The organism is Polymorphobacter sp., from assembly GCF_051860865.1.
Taxonomy (GTDB): domain Bacteria; phylum Pseudomonadota; class Alphaproteobacteria; order Sphingomonadales; family Sphingomonadaceae; genus Sandarakinorhabdus.
In genome coordinates this window covers 17,110-29,342 of sequence record NZ_JBIMKZ010000012.1, presented here as the reverse complement: position 1 = coordinate 29,342, position 12,233 = coordinate 17,110, and the positions used below count along the sequence as shown (strand labels likewise).

The 12,233-nt window shown below is 67.8% G+C and carries 10 protein-coding genes; 2 read left to right on the top strand and 8 right to left on the bottom strand.

The window, feature by feature from the left end; all coding sequences use genetic code 11:
- Nucleotides 1-161 precede the first annotated feature (161 nt).
- Complete coding sequence (locus tag ACTIFJ_RS03825) at nucleotides 162-1,004, top strand: IclR family transcriptional regulator domain-containing protein (protein WP_439532762.1); 843 nt, start codon at nucleotides 162-164, stop codon at nucleotides 1,002-1,004.
- Here the strand turns inward: ACTIFJ_RS03825 and ACTIFJ_RS03820 are convergent.
- The 7 genes from ACTIFJ_RS03820 to ACTIFJ_RS03790 all read right to left on the bottom strand — a co-directional run bounded on the left by ACTIFJ_RS03820 (nucleotide 963) and on the right by ACTIFJ_RS03790 (nucleotide 7,688).
- A complete protein-coding gene (locus ACTIFJ_RS03820; protein WP_439532761.1) occupies nucleotides 963-2,405 on the bottom strand; it encodes an aldehyde dehydrogenase family protein in 1,443 nt (480 codons plus the stop codon). The genes ACTIFJ_RS03825 and ACTIFJ_RS03820 overlap by 42 nt on opposite strands.
- Nucleotides 2,406-2,409: 4 nt before the next feature.
- On the bottom strand, nucleotides 2,410-3,624 hold the full coding sequence (locus tag ACTIFJ_RS03815; RefSeq protein ID WP_439532760.1) for an LLM class flavin-dependent oxidoreductase: 1,215 nt from the start codon (nucleotides 3,622-3,624) through the stop codon (nucleotides 2,410-2,412).
- Complete coding sequence (locus tag ACTIFJ_RS03810) at nucleotides 3,621-4,274, bottom strand: LLM class flavin-dependent oxidoreductase (RefSeq protein ID WP_439532759.1); 654 nt, start codon at nucleotides 4,272-4,274, stop codon at nucleotides 3,621-3,623. The genes ACTIFJ_RS03815 and ACTIFJ_RS03810 overlap by 4 nt, the downstream gene beginning before the upstream one ends.
- Nucleotides 4,275-4,277: 3 nt before the next feature.
- Nucleotides 4,278-5,126 (bottom strand): phytanoyl-CoA dioxygenase family protein, encoded by an 849-nt coding sequence (locus ACTIFJ_RS03805; protein WP_439532758.1) that lies wholly within the window; start codon nucleotides 5,124-5,126, stop codon nucleotides 4,278-4,280.
- Entirely contained in the window at nucleotides 5,123-6,310 is a 1,188-nt protein-coding gene (locus ACTIFJ_RS03800) for an FAD-dependent oxidoreductase (protein ID WP_439532757.1), read from the bottom strand. The genes ACTIFJ_RS03805 and ACTIFJ_RS03800 overlap by 4 nt, the downstream gene beginning before the upstream one ends.
- A gap of 2 nt (nucleotides 6,311-6,312) precedes the next feature.
- On the bottom strand, nucleotides 6,313-7,056 hold the full coding sequence (locus tag ACTIFJ_RS03795; protein WP_439532756.1) for a maleate cis-trans isomerase family protein: 744 nt from the start codon (nucleotides 7,054-7,056) through the stop codon (nucleotides 6,313-6,315).
- A gap of 83 nt (nucleotides 7,057-7,139) precedes the next feature.
- The gene (locus ACTIFJ_RS03790) at nucleotides 7,140-7,688 is read right to left on the bottom strand and encodes a carboxymuconolactone decarboxylase family protein (protein WP_439532755.1); all 549 of its coding nucleotides are present in this window, start codon (nucleotides 7,686-7,688) and stop codon (nucleotides 7,140-7,142) included.
- Between the two features lie 265 nt (nucleotides 7,689-7,953).
- Between ACTIFJ_RS03790 and ACTIFJ_RS03785 the strand changes: the two genes are divergently transcribed.
- A complete protein-coding gene (locus ACTIFJ_RS03785; protein WP_439532754.1) occupies nucleotides 7,954-10,446 on the top strand; it encodes a TonB-dependent receptor in 2,493 nt (830 codons plus the stop codon).
- A gap of 55 nt (nucleotides 10,447-10,501) precedes the next feature.
- On the opposite strand, the gene ACTIFJ_RS03780 is transcribed toward ACTIFJ_RS03785, so the two are convergent.
- Entirely contained in the window at nucleotides 10,502-12,229 is a 1,728-nt protein-coding gene (locus ACTIFJ_RS03780; RefSeq protein WP_439532753.1) for a thiamine pyrophosphate-binding protein, read from the bottom strand.
- Nucleotides 12,230-12,233 lie beyond the last annotated feature (4 nt).

Genomic DNA, 12,233 nt, shown 5'->3' with positions numbered 1-12,233 from the left:
TCATCGCCGTCCCCGACATCCGGGTGCAGATAACCCGCGTCACCCGCCATCTGACGATGCCCGACTATCCGGCCGAGATCGAGGTGCCCTGACGAGATGTTTGGACTCGCGGTGGGGGTCTGTTATCGTCCGGGCGGGAAGCCGAGGGGAATATTGAGGCGATGAACAGCGAGTCCTATATTCGCTCGATTGCGCGAAGCCTGGCGGTGCTGCGCGTCGTCAATCGGGCTGGCTCCATGTCGATGATGGAAATCGCCAATGCCGTGGGAATTCCCTACCCGACCGCCTGCCGGATCGTCTACACGCTGCAGGAAGAGGGGATGCTGGAGCGAGAAAGCTCACGCAAGCATTACCGGCCGACGGCGTTGGTTACGTCGCTCTCCCATGGCTTTCAGGATCATAGCAACATCGTCACCCTGTCTCGTCGCCACCTTGAAGGGCTGACCGAAAAGCATCACTGGCCGGTGTCGCTGACCACAAGGGTCGGCCAGAACATGATCGTGCGCGATTGCACCCATGCGCTGTCGCCGATGGCGCTGACCAATTACCGCGCCGGCGCCGCCTTTCCGCTGGTGGAATGCGCCTCGGGCCATGTGATGCTGGCCTTTGCCGATGACCAGCAGCGGCACCGCTGGCTCGATGCGGCGGAGAATTGCGACAAGGGCCCGGACCCGCTGGTGCTGAAGACCCTGCGCTCCGACGACTTTGCCGAAAGCATCCGGACGCTCGGCTATGCGCTGCGCGGCGCCAACCAGTTCACCGACACGCCGGGACGGACCTCGTCGATGGCGGTGCCGATCTATCTCGACGGCGAGGTGCGCGCGGCACTGACCCTGGTGTTCTTCTCGGTGGCGATGAAGCCCGAGGTGGCGGTGGAGCGCTACGGCGCCGACCTGAAGGCCGCCGCTGCGGCGATCAGCGCCGCGCTGGCCCGGCAGGACGGCAAGCGCGCGGCGCGGGCCTCAAAGGCTGATGTGGAGCGCCCGAACCTCGGTGTAGCTTAGCAGCTCGGCCAGGCATTCCTCGCCGCCCAGCCCCGAATCCTTCATGCCGCCGAACGGCGCGCCGACATAGTGCATGCGGCTGCCGTTGATGTGGGTGACGCCGGCCTCGATGGCGCGGGCGGCGGTCAGCGCGGCGGTGATGTCGTTGGTGAAGATCGCCGCGGTCAGGCCATAGGGCGTGTCGTTGGCGAGCGCGATCATCTCCTCGGGGGTCGACCAGCGCTGGACGGTCATCACCGGGCCGAAGACTTCCTCGCGGGCGATGGCCATGCCGGGCGTAACCTCGTCGAACAGTGTCGGCGCCAGCCAATAGCCGCGCTGGAAGGCGGCGCCGGCGGGCACGTCGCCGCCGATGCGCAGCCGCGCCTCGTCCCGGCCCTTGCGGACCAGCGCATGGACACGGTCGCGGTGGATGGCCGAATTGAGCGGCCCCATGTCCGACTCCGGGTCCGAGGCATCGCCGACGCGGATGGCGGCGAGGCGTTCGAGCAGCCGCTCGGTGACGCGCGCGGCCAGGCTTTCATGGACGAGGATGCGGCTGGTCGAGCCACAGCTTTGCCCTGCCCAGGCGAAATTCATGCCAGCGACCGCCGCATCGGCGGCCTTGTCCGGATCGGCATCGGGGAAGATGATCAGCGGATTCTTGCCGCCGAGCTCCAGGCTGACATGCTTGACGCAGGTTTCGGCCGCGGCGCGCTGGATGGCGAGGCCAGTGCGGATCGAGCCGGTGAAGCCGATGCGGCGGATATGCGGGTGGCGCGCGATGGCGTCACCGACCGGCAGGCCATGGCCATGGACGATATTGACGACGCCCGGCGGCAGGTGCGCCGCGCACAGCTCGGCGACGATGCCGGCGGTGAGCGGGCTGGTCTCCGGTGACTTGAGCACCACGGTATTGCCGGCCGCCAGCGGCGCGGCGAGATTGGCGGTGGCGAACATGAACGGGTGGTTGAATGGCACGATCCGGCCGACGACGCCATAGGGCACGCGCAGCGTCATGTGCATGCCCGTCGACAGGCCGGCGATGGTCTCGCCCTTCACCTCGGTCTGCAGGCCGGCGAAATATTCGAAATGGTTCGAGGCCTTGTGGAGATCGTTGCCGAGGTTGGCGATGGTGTTGCCGGAATCGGCCGCCTCGATGGCGCGGACCTCCTCGGCGCGGGCGCGGACGCCGGCGGCGAGCGCCTTCAGCCGGGCGCCACGCTCCCAGACGGTCAGGGCCGCCCAGCCCGGCTGGCCGGCGCGCGCCGCCTCGGTGGCGGCGTTCACATCGGCGGCAGTGCCGGCGGGCACCCGGCCGATCGGCTCCTCGGTGGAGGGGTTGAGCGAGGTGATCCATTCGGGATTGTCGCCGAAGGTCAGCGCGCCGCCGATGAGCATCGGGCGATCGCCATAGATCATTGCTTCAGGCCTTTCCGGGCAGCTTGAGGCCGAGGTGACTGCGCAGCGTATGGCCTTCATAATCCTGGCGGACAAGGCCGCGCCGGCGCAGGATCGGCACCACTTGGTCGACAAGGATCGGCACGTCCTCGGACTGTACCGGGAAGGTGAAGTTGAAGCCGTCGCAGGCGCCGGCAGCGGTCCATTCGTCGAGATGGTCAGCCAGCTGCTCGGGGGTGCCGACAAAGCTGTGATGGGCACGAACACGGGCTTGTTGGCGCAGATAGTCGCCGAGCGTCGGCACGCCGCCATCGGCGTTGATCAGCCGGTCCGGATCGCGGGCGCCGCTGAGCACCTTGGGGGCCTGGCGGATCTCCTCCATCGGCAGCGGCTTGTCGAGCGCATGGCCACTGAAGTCCATGCCGAACTGGTCGGACAACATGGCCAGCTGAATGCGGGGGTGCAGCAGCTCCAGATAGCGCTGCTCGCGGGCCAGCGCCTCCTGCTCGGTGCCGCCGATGATCGGGGCGATGCCGGGCATGACGCGCACCCCGTCCGGGTCGCGGCCGGCGCCGGCGACCAGCGTGCGCACTTCGCTGCGCAGCGCGACGGCGCTGTCGCGGTCCCGGGCGATGGTGAACAGCACCTCGGCGACCTGGGCGGCGAAGCTCTTGCCGTCCGCCGACATGCCGGCCTGAACGCGTACCGGCTCGCCCTGCGGCAGAGGCGGCAGCGACTGCCAGAAGCGGCGTACCTCGGCCACATAGTCGCTGGCCATGGCGTAGCGGGCGGCCTTGTCCGGGTGCTGGCGGGCGCTGAAATTGGCCGAGGACTGGTCGGCGCCGGTGGTGACGATGTTCCAGCCACTGCGGCCGCCGTTCAGCCGGTCGAGCGTCGCCAGCTTGAGCGCGGTGGCCCGGGCATGGGTGTAGGTGGTCGAATAGGTGCCGACCAGCCCGATCGCCTCGGTCACCGACGACAGCGCGCCGATCAGCACCATCGGATCGAGGGTGGGAAAGGCGAGCGCGCCCTCGTGGCGGCCGGCGGTCTCGTAGGAATAGAGGATCTCGGCAAAGAAGATCATGTCGAGCCGGCCGCGCTCGGCATCGACGGCGATGCGGCGGTAATGATCAAGGCCGAGCAGGTCATCGGCCGGGGTGGCCGAACTGCGCCAGGCACCGACATTATGGCCATGGCCCATCAGGAAGATGCCGAGCGCGATCGGGGGTCTGGCGGTCATGCGATGGTCTCCAGCCGGTCCCGCAGCCGGACGCCGGTGGCGGCCGGCGGTGGCGGAAGGGCGGCGGCCTCGGCCAGCGTCAGCCGTCGCAGCGTATGCGGGGCGAGCAGCAGGTCGGCGCCAGCGGCGGCCGGGTCGGCGGCGAGGGCGAAGCGCGGCGGCACGCCGTCCCGTGGCTGCGGGATGTTGAGCGGCCCGCGCACCGTATAATGCGGCCCGTGGTGATGGACCGGACGCACGGCCTCGCTGCGCGAGAACAGGCCGGCATCATGGTCGCAGGCCGGGGCATCGAGGTCCCAGCTGGCCAGCAGCCGGGCAGTGACCTCGGCATGTTCGAGCAGCCGCTCCCCGTCGATGTCGCCGATGAGGCGCCACGCGACACGACCCTGGCTGAGATGCGCAAGGCTGGCGAGGCCGCGGGCCAGCGTGAACGGCTCGACCTGCGCGGCGTCGGCGACCACGCCGAGCCCGATCCGGGAGGTCCGCGAGGCGAGGAAGGCGGCAACGGAAAGGCTATCCAGCGGGTCCCGCGGGTCCGCGGCCTCGATCATGAGCAGCGGCCAGCCCTGGGCATCGAGCGTGACTATGGCCTCCAGCCAGCCGGCCAGCGTGGCGCTGCCGAGATCGGCGGGGACAAGGGCCTGGACCATGGCTCAGGCCCCCCAGCGGCTGGGCGCCATGCCCGGCGCGGGGGTGTCGACAGCCAGGCGCTTGGTATCGAATTCCCAGGCGAAATCGGTGCGGTTGCGGCGCTCGACCATCGGCAGCAGGGCGGGCGGGACATGGCGCAGTTCCTCGGGGCTCCAGTCCGGCACCGGGCCATAGGGCCGTGCCCAGAGCGGGCGATAGTCGATCTCGACCATGCCGCGCGTCTCGTCGGTGGTGTTGGGGCCAACGCCGTGGAACAGCCGGGTGGCGAAGACAAAGGCATCGCCCGCCTTGAGCGGCAGCATCACCTCCTCGGGATGAGCCTTGTAGCGGCGATAGGGCTGGGCATCGGCGTGCCAGCAGATATGCGAGCGCGGCACGATGCGCAGCGCCGCCCGATCGTCGCGGGTATCGTCGAGATAATAGAGCACGCGGACCCGCAATGGGCAGCTCTCCAGCCACTGCGAATAGGTGGAGCCATAGGGCTGATAATCGGTGTGCATCTCCAGCGGCGGCGAGCCGGGATGGCTGAGGATGTAGAAGCTGTGCATGAACACCAGCTCGTCGCCGACCAGCGCGCGGACGAAATCCAGCACCGGCGGATTGCCGATCAGCGACGCCCCCTCGGGGCCATGGACATGCGGCGGCGTCACCGAGAAGCTCGGCGCATCGGTGTAGAAGGACGGACGCATCGGCAGGCTGTCGAACTCGGCCTTGAGCGCGGCGATGCCCGCCGTCGACAGCGCATCGGGAATGATGAAATAGCCCTCGGTCTCGAACTGGCGGATCGCCTCGGGCGTGGTCATGCCGATGCAGCGGTCGCGCAGCGGTGACGGAACATTCTTGTCGGTCATGGCAGGGCGTTGACCTCTCTCAAGCCTTCGATCATCGACGTGCGCATCAAGAAGGCGCGCGCGCGATCGGGATTGGCAGCGATATCACGCAATTCCTGGCGGCGCGCGGCTCGGACATCGGGGTCGGTCTCCTCCAGCGCCGCCTTGTTCTGGATGGTCATCGACTGGAGGAACTTGCTGGCAGCCGTGCGCCGCTGCCGGTCGAACCGGGCCATGGGCGCGGCGTCGCCGGTGTCCATGGTTTCCTTCAAGGCACGGGCGCAATTCTCGGCGTCATGGATGCCGAAGTTCATCCCCATGCCGCCGAGCGGATTGTTGAGATGGGCGGCGTCGCCGAGCAGCAGCACGCGGTGGTGATGGAACCGGTCAGCCACCCGTTGGTGGACGGTATAGAGATTGGTGTGGACGATCTCGAACTGCGCATTGGCGCCGACAAAGCCCTGCAAGCGGCGACGGGCGCTCTCGAAATCGGTCAGCGCCGCTTCCGGCGTGGCCGGATCGGTCGGGAAGACGCTGCGCCAGACACCCGGCGGGCCATCGTCCGGCACCTTGAAGACTGCGCACCATTCCTCGGGATCGGCGACATAATTGGAGAGGGCAAAGCCATCGGCCTCGAAATCATGGGTGCTGGTAATGACCAGGAACCGCTCGGGATAGGTAAAGCCCTCGAACGCAATCGGCTGCGACTTGCGCACCACGCTGCGCCCGCCGTCGGCGCCGATCAGCCATTCGCATTCAAGGCGGTCAGTCCCGGTCTCGACGACGACATGATCCTCATGCTGGGTGATCGACTGGATCGACTGGCCGGACCGCAGGTCCAGCCCCGGCCAGTCGGCCATATGCTCCCGCAGCAGCCGGACCAGCTTGTGCTGCTCGCATTGCAGGCGGAAAGGAAAGGGCGTCTGGTCGGCCAGCAGCGACAGGTCGAATTCGGCGACAAGCCCTTCGCGGCGGTCGCGGTTCTGCCATTTGCGGGCGATCAGGCCGATGTCCATCAGCTTGCCGGTGATGCCGCTCGGCGCGAGCATCTCCAGCGTGGGCGGATGGAAGGTCGCGGCGCGCGGGTCATCGGGCAGGCCCGGGCTGCGCTCCAGCACCACGACGGGGATGCCCTTCTGGAGCAGGAACAACGCCGCGGACATGCCGGTGGGACCGCCGCCGGCGATAATGACCGGATGACGCATGCTCAATGCTCTTCCAGCAGCCGGCCGCAACCGTGGATCCGGTCGTTGATGCCCATGCGGCGCAGCGCGTTCCAGTAAGTCAGCGCGTTCATCGACAATACCGGCTTGCCGAGCCAGCGCTCGGCTTCGGCCGACACCGCCATGCCGGCGAGATTGGTGCCGACCTGGACGATCGCGTCGATGTCGTCACCGTCCAGCTCGCGATAGGCGGCGCGGACATCGGCCTCGCTGGTGTGGGCGATGAGGCGCGGCGAGGCACAGCGCAGGCCCTTCAGCCGCACGACGTCATAGCCGGCCTCCTCCAGATACTGGCGGACGACCTGGTCGCCGAGCGGCTGGTGCGGGGTGAGCACGGCGATCCGCCGCGCGCCGAAGGCGGCCAGCGCCGCCCGCAGCGCGTCGGAGCCCATCGAGACGCCGACGCCGGCGCGCTGCTCGAGCTCGTGGCGCAGCGCCTCGGCCTTGTCGACGCCGCCCCAGAAGGCTTCCAGTGCGACGCCCATGATCAAGTGGCCGGGACCGCAGGTCATCACTTGGTCGATGGCGGCGCCGATGCCGGCGCGCATCGCCTCGACATGCTCGATGAACGCCTGCTCGCTGGATAGCGGCCGTTCGGCTATCGAGATGCGGGCGATCTGGTTCGTGACGCCGCGCAGTCGCAACGCATCGCACTCCGGCTGCACCGACGTGTTGGTGGACGGCATGACAATGCCGATGATGCCGCGCCACCCCAGACAATCAACCATGGATGACAACCATCACTGGCCCTCCCTCGAACAGACCCCGAACCTACATGGATGGGTCTGACCGACCTTGGGCCAATCGGTTTTCATTCGGCAGGCGAATAGGCTCCGGGTGCCGTCCGAAACGAAACTTCGCCAATGTTTCCAGAGACATTGAGGACGAGGGAAATCGTCGAAAAGAAGCCGATCAGGCCGACGAGCTCGACCACACCAGCCTCGCCGAGGCTGTCGCAGGCCGCAGCGAACTCGCCCTCGTCAAGGCCGTGGCGGGCGAGCAGCGCACTCGCTGCCATCACGGCCGCCCGCACCGCCGCATCGGCCGAGGGCATCTCCCGGCCCTGTTCCAGCGCCTCGATATCGGCGTCCGCCAGGCCGGCGGCACGGGCGAGCGGCACATGGGCGGCAAAGGCGGCACTGGAATGCCAGTGCCGGGCGACTGCCAGCATCACTGCCTCGCGCGCCGGCGCCGACAGGCTGGCGGCGGTGGCGAGGTACTGGCGCGTGGCCTGTAGCGCCTGCCAGAGCCGGGGCGCGCGCAGAAAGGCCTGATAGGGGCCGCCGTGGCCAGCCACCGCCGCCATGGCGCGCTGGTCATCGTTCAGCGCAGTGTCTGCAAGGGCGGGAAAACGGCACATTGAAATCTCCGGAACGGCCTGATCCGCCTTGTTTTCACGTCCACGGCAGGCCGCGCAACCGGGGCTGCAACCCCCTGCAACTTTAGTCGGTAGCCGAACAGCTTTTCGTCCCCCCTTCGAAAGCGCGACCTTCTGTCTCAGATTATGGCCTGCGAACCCGGTCGGACACCGAACAAAGATCTGGCCGGGGAAGGAGAAGGTGTCGCCAGGGCTCGGGAGGCGACACCGGGGAAAGAGGGGAAGTCTGATGATCCATATGCCATCCATGCGTTCCAGTGTCTGCGTTCTTGCTCTTGTCGCCGCCTTGCCGGCGCTGGCCCAGGAGGCCACGCCCGGCGCCCAGGCCAGTGTCGCCGCCGGCGACGACGGCACCATCATCGTCACCGCCCGCCGACGGGCGGAATCGCTGCAGAATGTGCCGATTGCCATCACCGCCTTTTCGAGCGACCGCATCGACCGCGAGGGCATTTCCAACATCGCCGATATTGCCAAGCTGACGCCGAGCCTGGTCTTCGACCGGGGCTTCTCGCCGCAGGACAACCGGCCGAGCATTCGCGGCCTGCCCGCCACGCGCGGCCGGCCGCCGGTGGCGATCCTGATGGACGGCATCGACATGACGACGGAATCGATCGCCACTGCCGGCGGCGGCAATCTGATGAACCTGCGGCTCGCCGATTTCGAGCGGATCGAGGTGGTCAAGGGCCCGCAATCGGCGCTGTATGGCCGGTCGGCGTTCGGCGGCGCGGTCAATTATGTCACCAAGGAGCCGGGCGACGTGCTGGGCGGCTATGTCTCCGGCGACCTCGGGCTGCAGGGCCGCGCCGAGATCCGCGGGGCCATCGACCTGCCGGCATCCGAAACCTTCTCGGTGCGGATCAACGGCGTCTACAGCCGCTTCGACGGCTTTTTCGACAATTCCACCACCGGCAACCGCCTTGGCGGCTACGAGACCTATGGCGGCGCGATCTCGGCCAAATGGGAGCCGAACGCCGACACCAAGATCATCGCCCGGGTCAGCTATTCGGATGACGCGGCCGAGCAGCAAGCGGCCAAATATTACGGCATCAACGTCGGCCTGTCGGTGCCGGTGGCAATGCCAGCCAATGTCGTCGGCCAGCGGGTCGGCAGCGGCAACCTGCCGGCCTCGGTGCTGATGTACCGCAAGGGCACGATCGAGAACGAGAATGTGCCGATCCAACTCAGCCCCGACCCGATCGACCCGACCGGGCGCACCGACTATCCGGGCGCGCGGACCAAGAACCTGATCGCCTCGCTGCGCGGCACGTTCGATTTCGGCCCGGCGACGCTCTCGACCTGGACCGGCTATGTCAATTCCAAGGGCTCGACGATCTCGGACGTCGATTATTTCGGCCGGGCCTATCAGCAGGTGGCGCGGCCGGCACCCGGCGGGCTCGGCGAATTCTCCGGCACGACCGCCGGCAACGGCTTCTGGCAGTTCGATATCGACACCGAGATCGACCAGTTCAGCCAGGAAGTGCGGCTGTCCGGTCGCGACGACCTGCCCTTCCGCTGGGCCGTGGGCGGGCTCTACTGGTATGAGAAGGTCGCCCAGGACGACCGGCGTTTCCTGAGCTTCGGGCTCGGCCAGCCCGCGTCGACCTCGCTGAACGTGGCGCTACAGGGCGGCCGCTCAACCCAGCAGCCGTTCCAGGGCCGCACCACCAAGCATTATTCGGGCTATGCGATGCTCGAATATGATCTGCTGCCGACGCTGACGGTGTCGGCGGAGGGCCGTTATGCGCGCGAAACACTCGATTATGTGTTCGGCCAGAGCGTCGGCATCCAGGGCGGCGCCAACCTCGCCCTTGGCCCGGCGCCGTTTATCCTGACCGGGGTGAATGCCACCGCTAGCCAGACCACCAATTATTTCACCCCGCGCGGCATCGTCACCTGGAAGCCGACCTCTGACGTAATGATTTATGCCTCGGCGGCGCGCGGCATCAAGCCGGGCGGCTTCACCCAGGTCGGGTCGGCCGATCCCGACCTCGGGCGCTACGAGAAGGAGCAGCTTTCGAGCTATGAAGTCGGCGGCAAGTTCAGCCTGTTCGACCGGCGGCTGACGGTGAATGTCGCCGCCTTCCGGCTCGAATATTCGGACAAGCAGACCGCGACGCTCATCGAGGTGCCGTTCAGCGTCAACCCGCAGGGCGCTCTCAGCGTGACGACCAACGCCGGCGGGGCGCGGATCGACGGGCAGGAAATCGATTTCCGCGCCAATATCACGCCGGAACTGGTATTCTCCGGCGGCTATACGCATCTGAATGCACGCTACACCGACTTCGTCTTCAACTCGACGACAGCCTTCACCATTGCGCGCTCGGGCAATTGCACGATCATCACCGTCGGCACCCAACAGACCTGCCAGATCAACCAGACCGGCAACCGGATGGAACTGGCGCCCGAGCATAGCGGCACGGCCAGCCTCGCCTGGACCAAGGACATCGGCAACGGGCTGAACGCCTATGTCGAGGCGTCGGGCCAGTTCCGCGGGCGGCGTTTCCTGTCGGACGACAATGCCTGGTCGCTGAAGTCCTACGGCATGCTCGACCTGCGCTTCGGCTTCCAGACCGATCAATGGTCGGCGATCATCTACATCGACAATGTTCTGGACGACCAGACGATCAAGTCGGCGATCAACCTGCTCGACGTGGCCAGCGGCAACTCCGGCGCGCTGAACATGATCGCCTATATGCCCGATCCGCGGCAGGCCGGCATCCGGGTGCGCTACAACTTCTGAGCACCTATCCGGTCAGCAAGGGGGGGCGGCACCGGCGGTGCCGCCCCCCCTTCTGCTATCCGAGATCGGCGACCGGATGAACATCGAGGCTGAGGCGAAGGTCCTCGAAGGTGACCATTTGCAGGCGCTTGTCGCGCTTGCGCAGTTCGCCGGCATCGGTGTCGGTGATGACATTGAGAACGGTGCTGCTCGTCGCGGCAAAGGCGCGGTCGATGGCCGGCCCAAGGTCAGCGGGCTCGACGATGCGCTCGCCGGTGACGCCGAAGCCCTGGGCGACGAGGTGATAGTCGCACTGGCCGAGCACGCAATTGACCGTGGTGCCGAGCTGGGTGAGCAAGGCGTTGCGCTCGGTGCCCCAGTTGCCGTCGTTCGAGATCAAACAGACTATCGTCAGCCCGGCCAGCGCCGCTGAATTGAACTCGGCCGGATAGAAGCCGAACGAGCCATCACCGGTGACCAGCACGACCGGCCGCGGATCGGTGCCGCTGTCCTCGGCGATCTGCCGGGCGGCGGCGGCGGCGCCGAGCGCCAGCGGCGTGCCGATGCCCATCGAGCCGAGCGGATAATGGTCCATGAACGACCGGTCGGCGCGGATGCGGATGACGGCAGACATCCAATTGTAGACGTCGGCGCCATCGGCCACGAAAATGGTGTTGGCCGGCATCTTCGCCATCAGCGTACGGCCGATGCGCAACGGATGAATCGGGGCCGCCTCATCATGGCCGAGCGTGTCGACCAGCGCCAGCCGGGGGGCCAGCGCCTCGCCGATCCAGTCCCGGGTAAAGGCCGGCTGGCGACGGGCCGACAGCGCCGCGTGCAGCGCCTCGGCGCCGGTGCGGGCATCGGCCTGGATCGGAATCTCGATGCCGCGGGTGCGGCCGATCTCGCCGGCGTCGATATCGATCTGCGCAAAGATCGCGTCGTCGGCGAAGCGCGGCGCCAGGCCGAAGCCGATACGCTGCTGGAAGCGGATGCCGATGGCGATGACCAGATCGGCGTGCTTGGCGGCGACCTGCGCCAGCGCCCAGGGCCAGGCATGCGCGCCATCCTCCGGCACCAGGCCGCGCCCGAGCGCATGGCTGAATACCGGCAGGCCAAAGTCCGTGGCCAGGGCCCGCAGCGCCGGGCCAGCCCCGGCCAGCGCCGCGCCGCTACCAACCAGCAGCAGCGGCCGCCGGGCCTTGCCGACCGCGTCGGCGAGCGCGGCGATGGCATCGGCATCGGGCTGCGGCGGCGCCGGCAGCCGCTTGGCGCTGGCGACGCGGCTGCCCTCGCGCAGCGGCTGGGCCTGCAGCCGCGTCGGGATGCCGAGCACGGCGACGCCCGGCCGGCCGCTGCGGGCGCGGTGGATGGCGGCGTTCAGATATTCCTCGATGCGGTTGACGTCGGTGACGGTCTTTGCCCATTTGACAAAGGGCTTGACGATATCGAGGCCGTCATTGGTCTCCTCGTCCATCGCCTCGGTGGTGCCCTCGGCAACCGAGGCGAGGAGCACGACCGGCGAGCAGGCCAGCTGCGCGGTGCGGATGCCGCCGAGCGCATTGGGCAGCCCCTGGTGGCCGGCGATCATGGCGATGCCGGGCAGGCCGGAGACACGGGCGAAGCCATCGGCGGCGGCCACCGTGGCGTTCTCATTGCGGCTGGAAACGATGTGGAAGCGCGCCGCCTCGAGATCGCGCAGGAACGGCGCATGGGCGGCGCCGGCAAGGCTGAACACGGTGCGCAGGCCGAGGCCCCGCAGCACCTCGACCATCGCTTCGCCGCCGGTCATCTGGTTGCTCATCGGA